The organism is Pedobacter sp. R-06 (genome assembly GCF_049913135.1).
GTDB lineage: Bacteria > Bacteroidota > Bacteroidia > Sphingobacteriales > Sphingobacteriaceae > Pedobacter.
Map to the genome: position 1 here is coordinate 2,470,603 of NZ_CP183977.1, position 16,747 is coordinate 2,487,349.

Consider the following 16,747-nt stretch of genomic DNA (forward strand, 5'->3'; position numbering starts at 1 on the left):
TCTGTAGAGTTAAGCGCAGCGTCTCTACGGACTTGCGAATAAAAACGAGTTTATAACTCAACAATAAAAAGCGAGTCAAAGACTCTTATCTATTCCTTAATCCGTAGATCCGTTGGAACTCTACGGATAGATATGTGTTTAAGAACCTATGCAAGCCCCTTTCTATCCGTAGAGTTAAGCGCAGCGTCTCTACGGACTTGCGAATAAAAACGAGTTTATAACTCAACAATAAAAAGCGAGTCAAAGACCCTTATCTATTCCTTAATGTTTAAGAACCTATGCAAGCCCCTTTCTATCCGTAGAGTTAAGCGCAGCGTCTCTACGGATTTATGAATAAGATTGAGTTTTTAAATTCCATATCATAGCGAGTCAAAGACGCCTATCCATTCCACAATCCGTAGAGCCCATTGGAACTCTACAGATAGATCTAACATAAATCTAATGGCTAGAGATCTTGTAATGCCTATAGAGATAATAATCTTAATCCTAAAAGCTTATATTAGTATATGGGAGAAAATGGTTATCAAATAAAAGATCAGACAGCTATATATTTTATAACATTTGCTACAGTACAATGGGTAGATGTGTTTACCAGAAAGGAATATTCGAATATTATTGTAGAAAGCTTAATTTATTGCAAAAAGAATAAAGGTTTAAGAATCCATGCATGGTGTATCATGAGCAATCATTTACATCTGATTTTGTCGGTAGATGAAGATAATAACTTGTCTGATGCATTGAGAGATTTTAAAAAGTTTACTTCGGGCAACATTATTAAAGCAATCAAAAATAATAATTATGAAAGTAGGCGAAGTTGGATGCTTTGGATATTCAAAAAAGCTGGTGAAGAAAATAAAAGAAATAAAGATTATCAGTTTTGGCAGCAGGAAAATCATCCGGTCGAACTTTCTACAAATGAAATGATGGATCAAAGGCTTAATTATTTACACGAAAATCCAGTGAGATCGGGCGCTGTTAGAAACGCTGAAGAATACGTTTATTCTTCAGCTATTGATTATTACACAACAACAAAGGGGTTGATAGAAGTAGATTTTATAGAATGATTTTGGATAGGGTGGATACTACTATCCATATCATAGCGAGTCAAAGACTCTTATCCATTCCTCAATCCGTAGAGCCCGTTGGAACTCTACGGATAGATCTAACATTCAGGAAAGGCTTATACGTTCTGTCCGTGGAGTTAAGCACAGCGTCTCTACGGGTTTTTAATAAGATTGGGTTTTCAAAATCCATATTATAGCGAGTCAGAGATGCTTATCCATTCCTCAATCCGTAGAGACCGTTGGAACGCTACGGATAGCTTCTATCTAAAACAAACTCAGCTGATCATCTTTTGGCGGTTTTACTTTCCCAAAAACTGTTCTGCCGCCATATTTCCAGCTTTCAGTACGTTCTTTTTGAATCACCTTTTCAAAATCCATATTCGGAACAAAGTCTTTTTCTGCATTACGGGCAATTTGATGCAATGATTTGATGGCTTGTTGTTTATCTGTATTCCCAATCTTCGCTTTTTCAATTGCTTTCTGCAAAACACTTATGGTCTCATCATAAACATTTACCGGAACAGGGAAGGGATGCCCATCTTTACCGCCATGTGCAAAAGAATAACGGGCAGGATCACTAAATCGGGAAGGCGTACCATAAATCACCTCACTCACTAAAGCCATCGATTGTAAGGTTCTTGGCCCCATGCCTTCGAGTAATAGTAATTCCTCAAAATCTCCCGGTTGCTTTTCCTGTGCCAGCCATAAAATACTTCCTAAACGTTTTAAATCTATATCTTTCGATTTTACCTCATGATGATCGGGCAATACCAATTTTTGTATTTCATTAAGCATCATTACCGGCGATTCAGCTGTAATGCTCATCATACGCTGTCTGGTCTTATCAGCATCATTAGCCGTTAGGTTCAGGATCTTACCTTGGTTAATACCACAGATACCGGTATGTGGTTCTTCGACAAAAGATTTTAGGTTTTCAGAATGCCAATGGTATCTTCTTGCTGTGGAGCTACTATCACTCATGCCTTGTTGCACCACTGCCCAATCGCCTTCGCTGCTTAAAATAAAACTATGAAGATACAGTTGAAAACCGTCCTGAATGGCCGTATTGTCTACTTTTGCACTGAGTTTACTGGCCCGAACCAATGCTGTTCCATTTAAACCCGTTTTATCGGCAATTTTTAAAAGTTCATTTGGCGTTTCTCTGCTGTATTTTCCTTTGCCTCCACAAATGTAAATGCCCAATTCTTTTGATAAGGGATTGATCGATTTCTTTAAAGCGCCCATTACCGATGTTGTAATACCAGACGAATGCCAGTCCATCCCCATTACAGCGCCTAAACTCTGAAACCAAAAAGGACTGCTTAAACGGCGTATTACTTCTGCTTTACCATATTCTAATAGTATCGCTTCCGTTATTGCCAGGCCAAGTGTTGCCATACGCTGCGCCAGCCATGGTGGTACGTGGCCATAATGTAAGGGTAAATCTGCGCTTCCTGATCTTTTCAATACTAACAAATTTAGTAAATTTTATTTAAAATAAAGGCCTTATTTTATTGGCGATAGAAAGGAGCTGACTTTAATAAAAGCGATTAACCGCTGTAAACTAAACTTGATTGGAGTGAGCATGTCGATTTTACATCGGCATAAAACGGAAAGCAAGGCCGAACCTAAGCTAAGAATTACCACTATTGCTTTTCAGAAAAAACGATTGCTGATATTTTTTGTTATTTTGAGAAATTATTCAACAGCGAAGACTCATTTATAAATGCAGAAATTCTTACAACGTTTACTCAGTGCCTGGATTATTCGAATGTCGAATAAATTTGGTTCAAGGCCCAACCGTAAACGCATTCATGCAGCTTTAAACAAACTATACAAAACCATCAACACCACACCTGGCAAACGGGGACTTATTTTTGAAGTTGCCGAAACTGATAAATTTATCATTTTATCAGACCAGCATAAAGGTGCCCGCGATTATGCCGATGATTTTACTTTAGCTGAAAAGAATTATTTAAAAGCACTCGAATATTACAACCAGCAGGATTTCCATTACATAAATTTGGGCGATAGCGAAGAGCTTTGGGAGAATTTGCTAGAATCTGTAATAAAACACAATAAGGACACTTTCGAAGCAGAAAAAGCTTTTATTTCAAAAAATCATTTCACTAAGATATTCGGCAACCATGATTTATATTGGGATAATGATCCTTTAGCAGGATTTAACCTCAATAGAATTTACGGAACTAAAATCCACATTTATGAAGGCGCAATCTTAAGAATGCCAGTGGGGGGAAGTAAACTCGATATTTTCTTAACCCACGGCCATCAGGGCGATTTACAGAGTGATGGAAACTGGTTTAGCAAGTGGTTTGTGAGTACAGTTTGGGCGCCATTACAATCGTACCTTCAAATTAACCCAAATACACCAGCATACAGCAACCAACTTAAAACAGCACATAATGCGCTAATGTACAGCTGGGTAGCTACAAAAAAGAACCTTGCTTTAATTACCGGACATACACATCAGCCGGTTTTTGCTTCATTAACACACCTGGAGCGGATTTATATAAAACTGAATAAAGCCAAAAAAGAAAAGAATGCTGATGATCTTGCTGTTTTGAATGCAGAGCTTCGTAAACTGATAAAAGAAGGAGATAAAACGCCACGTTTTGGCAAATACAAACCCGGTTATTTTAATAGCGGATGTTGTTGTTTTAGTGATGGCGATATGACCGGTATCGAAATCGAGAATGGCTTTATAAGATTAATAAAATGGTCGTACCATAGAAATGCTATTCCTGAAAGAATTTTACTCGAAGAAATGAAAGTCAGCGAATTATTAGATTTAAACTTATTTAATGGGTAGCGCAACGAAAAATGTTGCACCTAAATCTTTTCCTTCGCTTTCTACCCACAACCTTCCTTTATGTATATCCACTAGGGCATTTGCGGTGATTAGCCCCAGACCATAGGTATTTTCATGATCTGTAGCTATAGCCGTTAATGAAGCGAACTTCAAGAAAATTTTATCCAGATCTTCTGTTGTTAAGCCCACACCGTTATCTTTTATTGCAATGGTTACTTCATTTTCGGCAGTTTGATGTGATATTTTAATTTTCTTTCCTTTTGGAGAAAATTTAATGGCATTGTCCAATAATTGGCTAAAAACAACCTTAAGTTTATCCGCATCACCAAAAATTTCTACCGGAGTTTCAATATCGATCAAAATGGTTTGGTTTTTACGTTTAAGCGCAAAATCCAAATTAAACTTTACATCTTCGAGCACTTCTTTCAGGTCAACTTTCGCCTTTTGGGGCTTAAATGAATGGGGTTCCTTACGAGCCGAAATCAAAAGAGTATTCAGGTTTTCGATTATTCTCTTAGATTGCATATTGATCCGATCCGCAATTAAGCTTGCCCTTTCTTCAACACCGGGAATGCGGCCCAGTAATTCTGATTGTAAAGAAATGGTAGTCATGGGGTTTTTAAGATCGTGAATAAGTACATGTAAACGATCATCATAGGCCCTTAGCGCCCTTCTGGTTGTAATTCTAGACTCCAGTTTTTCCATTACCATACCCGCCAAATGCTTCAGCATTTTTAGCTGCTGCTCACTGACTGTTTTAGATTTGGCATCGGCAACGTAAATCAGGCCGATAGGGTAACCTTCAGGTGAGCTGATTGGGGCAGAGGCAAAAAAAGTAAATGCATCATTTTTTAAAGGTAAGCCGACTGATGATCCCACTTGAGCTTTCATAAAAATGTCGTCATCTGTCTGAAAACCGATACCTGCATTCGGAACATCAAATATTTCAGCACCCAATCGTGCAATCTGATCAAAAGCAACTTCTGCCGGTGTACCTAAAATCTCGTAGTATCTTAATTTTCCTAAACGCAAGGTTTCATCTAATGGAATCATGTTATCTGCTTTTTAATAATGCATTTAAGGTTTAATTAATTTATAAGAGAGAATAACTAAAGGTAAAAATTATGTGCAAATACTATAAATAATATAAACAATTAAGTCGTAAATTTCGTTAATATAAAGTTGGAGAACATCAGGCGGAAAGCGTTAAAATTACCACCAAAACAGCGAAATAATGAGATTATACATAGAACGTAAACCAGTTAAGGTTAACCCAGATACAAAAAGAGTTATTGCACGTTTTTTTTTTAATGGAGAGGAGAGAGCATTAGAAGTAATCCGGAAAGTTTTAGAGTTTTCAGATGAAAAAGTATTTTCGCTGATATCGCCCATCTTACAGGAATATTCTAAAAGACACCGTAACATTACCAAAATCCTGACCCGGCACTGTAAAAAATTAAGAAAACAGTTTGCGGCCCTAGGTACCGAATTCGACGATATTGATGAATACACCAGGTTACTGATCGGTGCTTACTTTACACATGAATACTCAATAGAATCGGCAGCTTTTTTTAATCCAAGCATAGTAGACGATCCTGATCAAACCGACTTAGTAGAGGGAGAAAAGCGGGTAATCATTAGCTTTCGGGCTGTAGGTGAGGGGCATATTTCTTCAATTGTTTTCAGGCGTGCTTTAATTGATAAAGACAATAATATTCAGGTTTTACCTGTTGGCAACTATGTTGATGAGGCTGAGGTAGTGAAGAATGCCATTTACGTAAAAAAATTATTCTTAAAAAAAGCTGCTTATGCACAAATCGATCCTTCTGTATTGGAAGAAATTGAATCAAAGCTAGATGATAAATTTGAATACACCAGCTTAAGCAACATCATTAAAGATTCTAAAAGTTTACATAAAGAAAATCCAGCCCGTTTAATCGAATATGATAAAATACTTTGGCTATCAGACACTTATCATACCATAACTTTTTCAAAAGATACGGATATTTCAGACCGGGTAATTTTTCCTATTTCAGAATTTGAACGTAAAGGGATTGAAGACGCCCGTTTTGTAAAATTTATTAAAGATGATGGCAAAGTACTGTACTATGCTACTTATACTGCTTTCGACGGTTCTTTAATTATTCCCAAACTGGTACAAACCGAAGATTTTTACGAATTTAAAGTAATCCCACTTTATGGCGATGGTGCACAAAATAAGAATCTGGCATTATTCCCACGAAAAATTAAAGGAAAATACGTGATGATGAGCCGGATAGATGGCTGGAATAACTACCTGATGTTTTCTGACAAAGTTAATGTTTGGGAAAACCCGGTTCTTTTAAAACAACCACGGTACGATTGGGAACTGGTACAGATCGGCAATTGTGGCTCTCCAATAGAAACGGAAAAAGGATGGATTGTAATTACACATGGCGTGGGGCCAATGCGCAGGTACTGTATTGGTGTAAGTTTATTGGATCTTGAAAACCCTAATATAGAAATAGGCCATTTAAAAGAACCATTGATTATTCCTAATAACGATGAACGTGAAGGTTATGTGCCCAACGTAGTATATTCCTGCGGATCGATTATTAGTAATGGCGAATTAATAATCCCTTATGGCTTATCTGATTATAGTTCTTCGTTTGCTAGTGTAAACCTCGAGTTGTTGCTGGCCAAATTACTGGAGAATAATTAAAATCGATCTTTTACGAGGGCTTTGTCATCAGTTGTGGTTTCATTCGATTTGTCACGTTGAGCTTGTCGAAACGCTTTAAGCGGCATTTAAACAAGTCCTTCGACAGGCTCAGGATGACAGATCGTATAGCAAGCCGTCCTGCTGAACTTGTTTCAGTATCTATATCGAAAGCCTGATTCGACCTGAGTTAATTATCTCCGTTGCTTTCCGCTATAGGTCAGGGTGACGATCATCTGAACTTAATTTGTCTAAGAAAATAACACAAAAGGCTGGTTCATTTCTGAATCAGCCTTTTATATTTCCTGTGCATTTAACTTCTAACTACACTTATCTGCTTCCACCAAGGGAGACGACAGCGTTTCATATTCTGCTTCTGCAGCTTTTAATATGGCCAAATGGGAGATGAAATAGGCCAATGTACTCTCAGCACCCTGATTCCTATTCACACTGTTATACTGTAGCCCATCTGCACATCCATGTGTTTCAAAATCGTATAAAGGAATATGCAGGCTGTTTTTTCCTAAGAACCACTGATAGCTGATATGCATTAAATTCAGATATTTATCATCTTTAGTTACCTCGAATGTTTTAGCATAGAGTAAAACCATTGCCATCGTTTCTATAGCCTGTTGGTCGTAGATCGGGTTTTTGCCATGTTTTTTCATCCACCCTGCATTTCCAACCGGATTTAGATATCCATTTTCGAAAGAAAAGCTATTTAAAAACTCAATACTTTCCATCGCAATTTTATACGATATTGCATTCCCCGTAACTTCGTAATGGTGAAGCAAAGCTAAAGGAAGGATTGCATTATCGTAGGTAAGGATGTCTTCAAACCAATGCCAATCGCCATCTTTATTGTCTTGATATGATGCCGTTAAAGAATTGGCCAGCATATTGATTTCTTTTGTGACTAACTCATCACCAGGATGGGCACACAGATAATAGGATAGACCTATAATGGTATTGGCTTTTCCCCGCAGATATTTTAATCCTTTAAAATGTGGAATAGAATGGAACAATAATTCCCTGCCGAATTCACGATATGAATTGTTAGGTGCACTGCAAACTAGATAGCCCAACGACCATATGGTACGGCCAAACGAATCTTCTGAACCAATTTCATCTAAATAATTACGGTTAAAGCTTAAGAAATTCCTAAAGTTCCCATCATCTGTTTGCATATATTGAATAAAGCTAAGATAAACAGGCATGAATTTTAAAGCTTTAGGATTTTTATCCCGCTCAATAGCCATTAATGCCATAATTAAAGCCCTGGCATTATCATCAATACAATAACCTTCTTTCAAATTTGGAATGCCAAAACGGGCATGCTGAATAATTCCGGTATCATCTGTTAGTAAAGAAATATGATCTAAGTTAAGCGCCGGCATACCTTCTACATCAATAATAGGAGGCGTAACTCTTTCTGGTTTTTTCCCTGTAGCCACAGCCTCATTTAATACGTTAAGATAAACACTGCCTATGGCTGGCCAGCGGAGGTTCAATCCATATTCGTAGGCATTCTGCTTCAGTTTTTGGTATTTATCTTTATCGCTTAAAAGTTCGTTTACAATGGTTGCCAATTGCGCATCATTTTTGAAATCAAATAATTTGCCTCTATTATCGGCTAAAAGCTCTTGTGCATGCCAATATGGAGTCGAAACTACTGCTGCACCTGCACCAATAGCGTATGATAAAGTACCGCTGGTTATCTGAGCTTCATTTAGATAAGGCGTGATGTATAAATAACAGGCCGTTAAGTACTGGTGCAATTCTTCTTCAGATACAAATTTATTAACGAAAGCAATATTGTTTTCTACGCCTAAATCTTTTGCCAACGCTTTCAAACTGTCGCGGTATTCTTCGCCATTATGTTTTACAACGCCAGGATGAGTATTGCCCAGAATCACATATAAAACATCCGGATGTTGGGCGGCAATTTCTGGCAAAGCTTTAATTACGGTTTCTAAGCCTTTATTTCTGCTAATTAAGCCAAAAGTAAAAAGTACCTTTCGATTGGCAAAAAGTTCACTTTGCGCAATCTCGTTATTGGGTATAGGTTCCAGATCCGGAACGCCATGTTCAATTAATTTGATTGAAGCCTTAGGGATTTGGTAAATATTGCTCAAAAACATGACTGCTTTTTTGCTCATCACCACTACTTTAGATGATTTAACAGCAATCTCTTTAATAATGGTCTGTTGCATGAAATTCGGTTCTTTTAAAACCGTATGCAAAATGGTAATGAATGGCTTTTTTAATCTATTTATTAAGGACAATAAGAATACGCCGCTGTTGCCGCCATATATACCGAATTCATGTTCAATAATACAACTATCTACATCACTGTTATTAATAAAATCTGCAGCATCGATATAGTCTTTTTGATTTTGCTGACGGATAACGAATTTAACTTCGCTTGGGTAATCGTGTTCATTAACATCATCCGATTCATTTAATGCAACAACAAAGCTTTTCTGTGAATTATAAGCAGGATTTAAACTTAGGGCATTAACCAAATTTTGATTAAATGTAGCTAAACCGCATTCACGAGGAGGATAGGTTGAAATGTAGGCGATTTTCATATGTATTCAAATAGGGTTGATACTTAAATAACATTGTATTATCTAAATAGTTTGTGATTTCCTCAATTTACACTTAATAAAGCCAAAACAATCTGATTTGGACACTTGTTAGTAAGTAAATATTTAACTATGAGATCAATATGGAAGGGTTCTATTGGATTTGGTTTGGTAAACATTCCAATTAAGTTGTTTTCTGCTGTCCAGAATAGTAATCTCGATTTAGATATGCTCGACGAGCGTGATCACGCAAAGATTAAATTTTTAAGGGTGAATGAAAACACCCATAAAGAAGTGCCTTATGAGAAGATTGTTAGAGGCTATTTTTTAAAAGACAGGTATGTTGTATTAGACAAACACGATTTTGAAGAAGCTGCACCTGAAAAAACCAAAATTATTGAATTAGAGAATTTTGTTGATATAAAAGATATTAATCCTATTTATTACGAAACTTCTTATTACACCGAGCCTGAAAAGCAGGGCAAAAAAGCTTATGGATTATTGTTAAAGGCCTTAGAGAAATCGGGTAAGGCTGGAGTGGCCAGATTTGTACTGCGGAATACCGAAAATCTTTGTGTTATCCATCCCATGGAACATGTAATTGTGATTACTAAAATCAGGTTTGAACAGGAAATAAGAAGTTTATCAGAAATTAACAAGGCTGATGATATTACCATCACCAAAAAAGAAATGGATGTGGGTTTGGCTTTAATTAAGCAATACAGCTCCAAATTCGACTTGAGCGCCTTTAAAGATGATTACAGCAGCGAATTATTGAAGATTATAAAAGCAAAGTCTAAAGGCAAACGGGCAACGGTTAAAAAGATGAAACCACAAAAAGCGACAAGCGATGACCTTTATGATCAATTGATGCAGAGTTTAGGCTCGAAAAAAGGGGCATAGCTAACCTGAAGTTTTAAAAGCGCGCTGCGCTAAACGCTTTACAAGAACAGCCTTGGAGTGGATATCACTCCAAGGCTGTTCTTTCTATTTAAAAGCAGCCTTCAATTGATCCGCGGCATAAGCCTGAGCCGCTTTCGCTTCTGGTACAAGCAGCGCCATGCCAAAAAATTCATGTGTTACGCCTTCATAATTTTTACTGTCCACTTTTACCCCTGCAGCTTTCAATTTATTGGCGAGTATTACACCATCATCGTGTAGAGGATCTATTTCGGCTGTAATAATAGTTGTTGGTGGAAGCCCATTTAAATTGGCATTAACCAACGATATTTTAGGGTCCTGCGCTTCAATCATTGTAGTCAGATATTTTTCTGTAAACCAGCCCATCATTGCTTTGTTAAGCGGTTTTGCTTTTTCGTACATTTTATACGATTCGGTGTTCGTATCTGCCTGGGCAATAGGATAGATCAAAACCTGGTGTACAGGAAGCATAATGTGTTTGTCTCTGGCCATAATAGATACATTTGCTGCTAAATTTCCGCCTGCGCTTTCACCAACAACCGCAATCTTAGCTGGATCAGCTTTTAAATCAACAGCATTTTTAACAGCCCATTCGTAAGCTGTAAAAGCATCGTTATGTGCAGTAGGGAACTTGTTTTCGGGTGACAGGCGGTAAGCTACAGAAACCACAATTGCACCGACCTGCTCGGCCAAAGCCTGTGCAGAAGCATTATAAACATCTAAATTGGCAATAACAAAACCACCGCCATGATAATAAACAATTAACGGGAAAGGCCCGCTGCCTGCTTTTGGCGTATAAATACGCAGGTGGATTTTTCCTCCGCTAACATCAATATCTTTCCCCATAGTATCTACTTTTGCAGCTGGCACAGTTATATTATTTTGTTTTGCCAAATCCATTACCGCATCGGTTGGTGTATGATTTTTGCGTGCATCGGTAACACTTAGAGTTTCTAAAGGCTTGTCTCCATAGCTATTTAATTTTTCTATTACAGCCTGCATTTCTGGCTTTATTGTTTTTCCCCACTCTGGCGCAGGGCCGGCAGGTTTTAATGTTGTTGATGTAGAGTCAGTTATGGTCGAATCTGTAATAGTAGTCGTTTTTGTTCCGCTTGTACAAGCAGTAATACAAACAGCTACAGCACAAATAAATGAAGCAGGTTTTAACCAGTTAGTTTTCATAGGATTTTTTATTTATAATAAATATTGTTTTTATAACAGTATCAGTAAGATAGTGTTTTTGTTGCTACTCAACTTTTCCTAATTTATTTAAATGGCAAACATCTTGATGAATTAGTGTGTTCTTAAATAAACGAAATAATTATGCTAACAGAAATAACAGGGCTACCGGATCATATTTTTGGCGTAAGAGCTACCGGCGAAGTGACAAGCGATGATATAAAGAGCGTTTTATTAACGGGCTTGAAAAGAACCGCTGAGCGATTTAAGGAAATCAGGTATCTGCTCGTTTTAGAAACTGATGTGAAAAATTTCACTGCGGGTGCATGGGTACAGGACGTTAAAGCCGGTCTGCAAAATTTTACCAAATGGAAAAAAATTGCAGTAGTAAGTGCCGAAAAAGGAGTAGAGTGGTTTACTGATGTTTTTACGTTAGCTACGCCAGGTAAATCAAAAGGCTTTAAGCCCGAAGAGATAGAAGAGGCAAAGGCCTGGCTGAATGCTGAAGATTAATGATTAAAAAAGATGAAAAAATCTAAAACATCGGCAGAAAGTAGCAAGGCTACTGCACCGAAAAATGCAAAAGCTAAAGGTGCTGATGATAAAGTAACATCAGCCAAAGATGCCAAAAAAGTAAATGTAACTAAAGATGCTCCCGTTAAACATAAAAAACCTTAATAATTAGCAACAAAATCCTAGTTTATGAAGACTGATGCCAGTAACATAGCACATTTTTACGATAAGGCCTACGATTGGATAATTGATAAAGGACCATCTGTAATTTTAGGTATAGTGCTGCTTATTTTAGGCTTATGGCTAATTAGGCTACTGGGCAAATGGATGCAGGGTGGCATGCACCGTAAAGATATAAATCCATCATTGCGGCCATTTTTAACCAGCTTAATACTGATTACCTTAAGGATTTTACTGGTACTTACAGTAATGCAGATTATTGGCATTCAGCTTACTTTTTTAACGGTACTTATTGGTGGTATTGGTGTTGCGGCAGGCTTAGCTTTATCAGGTACATTGCAAAATTTTGCCAGCGGTGTATTGATTTTACTCTTGAAACCTTTCGTTGTGGGCGATAATATTATTGCACAAAGTCAGGAAGGGACTGTAACATCGATCCAGATATTTTATACCATTGTTAAAACATTTGATAACAGAACAGTAGTTATTCCAAATGGCAAATTATCAAACGAAGTGATTATCAATATCAGCAGGGAAGGCAGCAGGAGATTGGATATTGAAATGAAGTTTAGCTATGGTATCGATTATGAACAGGTTGTATCTGTTTTCAATAAAACTGTCGATGAATTTAAGGATTGTCTCAAAACACCCGAAAGGAGAATTGGTGTGTCTGCTTTAGAAGATAGTGGGTTTAAAGTAAGTTTAAATGTTTGGGTTAAAGCACATGGTTTTACAGATACTAAACTCTCTTTTTTAGAAGTGCTGATGAAAAACCTAAAACTGGGAGGAATAAAATTACCTGGAATGGACGAGTAAAAACTATTTTCTTAGCAAAGCATAAATCTTATCCATCAATTCGTCGATATTAAATGGCTTGGCCATAAAGTCATCCGCTTCTATTCCATCTAAGGTATAATTGCTGGCATTATAACGGGCCGAAATCATTAAAACGGGAATATGTTGTGTAGCTGCAGTATCTTTAAGTTCTTTTAAAAGTAGCCTTCCATCAGCGTCTGGGAGCATAATATCCATGATTATTACATCCGGATTAAATTCCTGAACATGGTCAATAAAATCAGCACCTTTGTTTAGTCCATCAACGTTAAAAGCTTCGCTTTCTAAAATAAGGGTTATAACATCAAGGATTGCATGGTTATCTTCGATAACCAAAATATTCTTCTTTGCCAAAGTTGAGATGATTTTTAAATTTCAAACAAATATATAATAAAAAATAAATCTCAAAACCGAATTTAATAAAATAGAGACATTCTAAAAAGAGGCTTAATATTTGTTAATTCGTGGAATTAAATATGCTGCAAGATTAAAATACATATGACTAAATTTTCTGTTGACCTAAGCAACTGCGATAAAGAACCCATTCATATTCCCGGTAAAATTCAATCACATGGCTTTTTAATAGCAGTTGATAAGAACAGCCTATCCATTACCTACGTTAGTGAAAATGCAGAAGTTTTTTTAGCGGAAGAAGCTAAAAGCCTATTAAACAAACAACTTTCGGTCTTAAACCAGTTTATTAAACAACAAGATCCAGCGTTTCATATCGAAGAACTGCTCAAGTTAGGCATTATCCGTAAAAGCTTTGATGCTATTAGTCCCCATCCTGTTGAAATTAATGGCCTTTCTTTTTATCTGATTATTTCTTCATCGGAAAGCGAGTGGTTATTGGAATTTGAACCAGTAACCTTACAATTCGACATTCAGAGTTCTATAGGCCGTTCTGCCTCGTCTATGCTTCAGGGAAAAAGTATTTCAGCCTTGTTAAAAGGTGCTGCTCTAGAAGTAAAAAAACTCATCAATTACGATCGGATTATGATCTATAAATTTTTAGAGGATGGTCATGGCGAAGTTGTAGCAGAAGAAAAAGAAGCAGATTTAGAACCATTTTTTGGGTTGCATTACCCCGCATCCGATATTCCTAAACAGGCCCGGGTGCTTTATAAACTAAATCTGACCAGGCTAATTGCCGATGTAAACAAAACTGATTCGCCAATTCTAACTTTTAAAGAAAACGAAGCGCTCGATTTAACCAATGGAGGCTTACGCGCCGTATCGCCTATACATATTCAATATCTGAAGAATATGGGGGTTCATTCGAGTTTTAGTATATCTTTAATCTCTCATGGCGAATTATGGGGATTGATTGCCTGTCATAACTATAGTCCTAAGTTTATAGACTATAAAGCCAGAGAAGGTGCTAAGTTAATCGGGCAGATCCTTTCCTCAGCATTAGAATACCGCCAGGAAGAAGAAGATGCAGAAATTATTGAGCAATTTAAAAGTACTGCCAATGTTCTTTTAGAACATTTAAACCGTGATAAGTATTTAGTTGAGGCCATAACTACTCACAAAAGAACTATTTTAGATGCAACCAAAGCTTCGGGAGTGGCCGTTATTTTCGAAAATGAACTTAAAACTATCGGAAATGTACCATCAGAAGAAGAAATAAGAGAACTCATTGAATGGTTAAAAACAACCAATGATGAATCGATATATTACACCCATCGGCTGTCTGAAATCCATTCTCCGGCTAAAAAATACAAGTCGATAGCCTCTGGACTTCTTTCTTGTATGCTCAATAAAGAAATGGGCGAAATGATCATCTGGTTTAAACCCGAAATCATTACCACCGTGAATTGGGCTGGAAATCCTGAAAAACCTGTAGTTCCTTCAGAAAATGGCTTGTTGAGCCTATCTCCCCGTAAATCTTTCGAAATCTGGTCGCAGGTAGTTAATAACACTTCTGAAAAATGGATGGCCGAAGAAATCGCCTCGGTTTTAAGGATACGCGAAATTATTATTACCGACATCAATAAAAAGGCCAACGAAATCAGGCTGCTTAACGAAAAGCTACAGGCCGCATACGAAGAATTAGATACTTTTAGCTATACAGTTTCGCACGATTTAAGAACACCGTTAACCTCGATAAAAACTTATGCTGAGCTAATGCTTAAAAATAAGAGCATTGATGAAAATGGCCAAAAAATGTTGAGCAGGATTTTAACAGGCGCTGATAAAATGAACTTTTTAATTAAAGAGATCTTAAATTTGGCGAGAGTTGGCCGTTCTGAAATAAATTTTGAAACAGTTGATATAGAATCTCTGTTAAAAGAAATAAGGAGCGAAGTATGGTCGGCCTTTAAAGCAGACCGTACGGAATTGGTTTTAGGGCTACTCCCAAATGTAAAAGGAGATAAGACCATGATAGCGCAGGTTTTCACAAACTTAATTGGTAATGCCGTAAAATACTCTGCCATGGTAGATAAACCTAAAGTAGAGGTTTCTGCGTATATAGACGGAGGAGAGACTATCTACGCAGTTAAAGATAATGGTATAGGAATAGACAACCGTTATTACGACCGGGTTTTTGAGCTTTTTAAGCGTATGGATAATGTTAAGGATATAGAAGGAACAGGAGTGGGGCTGGCTATTGTAAAAAGGGTGGTAGAAAAGCACAATGGCAGGGTTTGGTTTGAGAGTAAGTTAAATGTAGGATCGACTTTTTTTGTTGCTTTTAAAAACAGATAAAATGAAAACACCAGATATATTTTATGTTGAGGATGATGTAGACTATGCATTTTTTATGCAAAGTGCCGTACAAGAGGTTAAGGATACCCTTAATTTAACTATAGTTGAAGATGGTGCGGAGGCATTACAAAAACTTCAAAATTTTGCCGAAAGTAAAACCAAGCCTAAATTAATATTGCTTGATTTGAATTTGCCAGGCTTATCAGGATTAGATCTTTTAAAATTTATACGGGATATTCCTTATCTCAAAACCGTACCTGTAATCCTATTCTCTACATCAGATAATCCTGACGATGTTAAAGCATCAATTGAGTTTGGTGCGAACGCCTATCTTACCAAACCTGACGGTTATGAGAACCTGGTTAAATGCGTGCATTCTGTACACGATTTTTGGTTTAACCAACATTTGAGGTTAAATTAAATTTTATAAAACCATATGGAGAGATTCGGGTATTAAATCCGGATCTTTTCTATTTAATAATTAAACTCCCTTATATGATTGCCAATTTATTGAGAACTGAAACAGCAGAAAACCATAAAACATTAGAATCCTTAATGTTTGTTGATGAGATTATGAACAATTCTTTAAGTATTGATCAGTATAAAAAGCTGTTGACCATTAATTATATTATTCACCAGAAATTAGAGAATACGCTCGCGAATATGTTGGATGCGGCTATTGCCGAGCAATTGGAAATGAAAAGCAGATTGAAACTTGCTGCTTTAGAAGAAGACTTAAAATATTGGAATATAGATAGTTTAACATTGCCTGGTTTAGATTTTGAACTGTTTGTTCCGGACAAAAATACCGCCGAAGTTTTAGGTGCACTGTACGTGTTAGAAGGGGCTACTTTGGGTGGAAACGTAATTAAAAGGCATATTTTAGCCAATCCAAATTTTAAAGACCATGAAGGAGGCTTAAATTATTATGGTGTTTATGGTGACGAACTGAGTACAAAATGGAAAATATTTGTGTCAGTAATAAACCAGAGCGTTGCTGAGGCAGATTATGAACGCTGTATAAATAGCGCCAATTTGACCTTCAATAACCTGATCAACTTATCGAAACAACTGAATTAAGTTGCCAGATTTTGATCTCAAAATCCGAAAAAATACCTCTATAATAGTGCCAGGGCATTTTTTTGATTGTGTAAATGTGCAAAACTTCTTTCAAATAAATATTTGCTTTCTGTTGTTAATTCAAGGTAAATATGTATTATTGAAAAAA

The 16,747-nt window shown here is 36.8% G+C and carries 15 protein-coding genes; 10 read left to right on the top strand and 5 right to left on the bottom strand.

Features of this window, described 5'->3' with window-relative positions:
* The first annotated feature begins 506 nt into the window (after window positions 1-506).
* The gene (locus ACN9MR_RS10050; RefSeq protein WP_426329564.1) at window positions 507-1,064 is read left to right on the top strand and encodes an REP-associated tyrosine transposase; all 558 of its coding nucleotides are present in this window, start codon (window positions 507-509) and stop codon (window positions 1,062-1,064) included.
* Between the two features lie 264 nt (window positions 1,065-1,328).
* Here the strand turns inward: ACN9MR_RS10050 and ACN9MR_RS10055 are convergent, their stop codons facing one another.
* Entirely contained in the window at window positions 1,329-2,531 is a 1,203-nt protein-coding gene (locus tag ACN9MR_RS10055; protein WP_426329565.1) for a DUF763 domain-containing protein, read from the bottom strand.
* A gap of 259 nt (window positions 2,532-2,790) precedes the next feature.
* On the opposite strand from ACN9MR_RS10055, the gene ACN9MR_RS10060 reads away from it, so the two are divergent.
* On the top strand, window positions 2,791-3,894 hold the full coding sequence (locus ACN9MR_RS10060) for a metallophosphoesterase (RefSeq protein ID WP_426329566.1): 1,104 nt from the start codon (window positions 2,791-2,793) through the stop codon (window positions 3,892-3,894).
* On the opposite strand, the gene ACN9MR_RS10065 is transcribed toward ACN9MR_RS10060, so the two are convergent.
* Window positions 3,880-4,947 (bottom strand): sensor histidine kinase, encoded by a 1,068-nt coding sequence (locus ACN9MR_RS10065; RefSeq protein ID WP_426329567.1) that lies wholly within the window; start codon window positions 4,945-4,947, stop codon window positions 3,880-3,882. The genes ACN9MR_RS10060 and ACN9MR_RS10065 overlap by 15 nt on opposite strands.
* Window positions 4,948-5,128: 181 nt before the next feature.
* On the opposite strand from ACN9MR_RS10065, the gene ACN9MR_RS10070 reads away from it, so the two are divergent.
* On the top strand, window positions 5,129-6,595 hold the full coding sequence (locus ACN9MR_RS10070) for a glycoside hydrolase family 130 protein (protein ID WP_426329568.1): 1,467 nt from the start codon (window positions 5,129-5,131) through the stop codon (window positions 6,593-6,595).
* A gap of 317 nt (window positions 6,596-6,912) precedes the next feature.
* On the opposite strand, the gene ACN9MR_RS10075 is transcribed toward ACN9MR_RS10070, so the two are convergent.
* Window positions 6,913-9,183 (bottom strand): glycosyltransferase, encoded by a 2,271-nt coding sequence (locus ACN9MR_RS10075; protein ID WP_426329569.1) that lies wholly within the window; start codon window positions 9,181-9,183, stop codon window positions 6,913-6,915.
* Between the two features lie 129 nt (window positions 9,184-9,312).
* Here ACN9MR_RS10075 and ACN9MR_RS10080 point away from each other — a divergent pair, with 129 nt between their 5' ends.
* Complete coding sequence (locus tag ACN9MR_RS10080) at window positions 9,313-10,083, top strand: Ku protein (RefSeq protein ID WP_426329570.1); 771 nt, start codon at window positions 9,313-9,315, stop codon at window positions 10,081-10,083.
* An 84-nt stretch (window positions 10,084-10,167) separates the two neighbouring features.
* On the opposite strand, the gene ACN9MR_RS10085 is transcribed toward ACN9MR_RS10080, so the two are convergent.
* Window positions 10,168-11,283: an alpha/beta hydrolase gene (locus ACN9MR_RS10085; RefSeq protein WP_426329571.1), complete on the bottom strand. Its 1,116-nt coding sequence runs from the start codon at window positions 11,281-11,283 to the stop codon at window positions 10,168-10,170.
* A 141-nt stretch (window positions 11,284-11,424) separates the two neighbouring features.
* Between ACN9MR_RS10085 and ACN9MR_RS10090 the strand changes: the two genes are divergently transcribed.
* Genes ACN9MR_RS10090 through ACN9MR_RS10100 form a run of 3 tightly spaced genes read left to right on the top strand, consistent with a single transcriptional unit; the run spans window position 11,425 to window position 12,789 of the window.
* Window positions 11,425-11,793 (top strand): STAS/SEC14 domain-containing protein, encoded by a 369-nt coding sequence (locus ACN9MR_RS10090; RefSeq protein WP_426329572.1) that lies wholly within the window; start codon window positions 11,425-11,427, stop codon window positions 11,791-11,793.
* Between the two features lie 12 nt (window positions 11,794-11,805).
* Complete coding sequence (locus tag ACN9MR_RS10095) at window positions 11,806-11,958, top strand: hypothetical protein (protein WP_426329573.1); 153 nt, start codon at window positions 11,806-11,808, stop codon at window positions 11,956-11,958.
* 24 nt (window positions 11,959-11,982) lie between these two features.
* The gene (locus tag ACN9MR_RS10100; RefSeq protein ID WP_426329574.1) at window positions 11,983-12,789 is read left to right on the top strand and encodes a mechanosensitive ion channel family protein; all 807 of its coding nucleotides are present in this window, start codon (window positions 11,983-11,985) and stop codon (window positions 12,787-12,789) included.
* 3 nt (window positions 12,790-12,792) lie between these two features.
* Here ACN9MR_RS10100 and ACN9MR_RS10105 read toward each other — a convergent pair whose 3' ends face one another.
* On the bottom strand, window positions 12,793-13,161 hold the full coding sequence (locus ACN9MR_RS10105) for a response regulator transcription factor (protein WP_426329575.1): 369 nt from the start codon (window positions 13,159-13,161) through the stop codon (window positions 12,793-12,795).
* Window positions 13,162-13,305: 144 nt separating this feature from the next.
* Here ACN9MR_RS10105 and ACN9MR_RS10110 point away from each other — a divergent pair, with 144 nt between their 5' ends.
* From ACN9MR_RS10110 to ACN9MR_RS10120, 3 genes are all read left to right on the top strand, one after another.
* Window positions 13,306-15,519, top strand: coding sequence for an ATP-binding protein (locus ACN9MR_RS10110; protein ID WP_426329576.1), 2,214 nt, complete (start codon window positions 13,306-13,308; stop codon window positions 15,517-15,519).
* Window position 15,520: 1 nt separating this feature from the next.
* Window positions 15,521-15,940 (top strand): response regulator, encoded by a 420-nt coding sequence (locus ACN9MR_RS10115; RefSeq protein ID WP_426329577.1) that lies wholly within the window; start codon window positions 15,521-15,523, stop codon window positions 15,938-15,940.
* A 74-nt stretch (window positions 15,941-16,014) separates the two neighbouring features.
* Complete coding sequence (locus ACN9MR_RS10120; protein ID WP_426329578.1) at window positions 16,015-16,599, top strand: biliverdin-producing heme oxygenase; 585 nt, start codon at window positions 16,015-16,017, stop codon at window positions 16,597-16,599.
* Window positions 16,600-16,747: the final 148 nt, after the last annotated feature.

What these genes read in the sequence shown, in the direction of transcription:
- ACN9MR_RS10050 (WP_426329564.1), top strand. Translation starts at nt 507, where the DNA reads ATGGGAGAAAATGGTTATCAAATAAAAGATCAGACAGCTATATATTTT.
- ACN9MR_RS10060 (WP_426329566.1), top strand. Translation starts at nt 2,791, where the DNA reads ATGCAGAAATTCTTACAACGTTTACTCAGTGCCTGGATTATTCGAATG.
- ACN9MR_RS10065 (WP_426329567.1), bottom strand. Translation starts at nt 4,947, where the DNA reads ATGATTCCATTAGATGAAACCTTGCGTTTAGGAAAATTAAGATACTAC.
- ACN9MR_RS10070 (WP_426329568.1), top strand. Translation starts at nt 5,129, where the DNA reads ATGAGATTATACATAGAACGTAAACCAGTTAAGGTTAACCCAGATACA.
- ACN9MR_RS10075 (WP_426329569.1), bottom strand. Translation starts at nt 9,183, where the DNA reads ATGAAAATCGCCTACATTTCAACCTATCCTCCTCGTGAATGCGGTTTA.
- ACN9MR_RS10080 (WP_426329570.1), top strand. Translation starts at nt 9,313, where the DNA reads ATGAGATCAATATGGAAGGGTTCTATTGGATTTGGTTTGGTAAACATT.
- ACN9MR_RS10085 (WP_426329571.1), bottom strand. Translation starts at nt 11,283, where the DNA reads ATGAAAACTAACTGGTTAAAACCTGCTTCATTTATTTGTGCTGTAGCT.
- ACN9MR_RS10090 (WP_426329572.1), top strand. Translation starts at nt 11,425, where the DNA reads ATGCTAACAGAAATAACAGGGCTACCGGATCATATTTTTGGCGTAAGA.
- ACN9MR_RS10095 (WP_426329573.1), top strand. Translation starts at nt 11,806, where the DNA reads ATGAAAAAATCTAAAACATCGGCAGAAAGTAGCAAGGCTACTGCACCG.
- ACN9MR_RS10100 (WP_426329574.1), top strand. Translation starts at nt 11,983, where the DNA reads ATGAAGACTGATGCCAGTAACATAGCACATTTTTACGATAAGGCCTAC.
- ACN9MR_RS10110 (WP_426329576.1), top strand. Translation starts at nt 13,306, where the DNA reads ATGACTAAATTTTCTGTTGACCTAAGCAACTGCGATAAAGAACCCATT.
- ACN9MR_RS10115 (WP_426329577.1), top strand. Translation starts at nt 15,521, where the DNA reads ATGAAAACACCAGATATATTTTATGTTGAGGATGATGTAGACTATGCA.
- ACN9MR_RS10120 (WP_426329578.1), top strand. Translation starts at nt 16,015, where the DNA reads ATGATTGCCAATTTATTGAGAACTGAAACAGCAGAAAACCATAAAACA.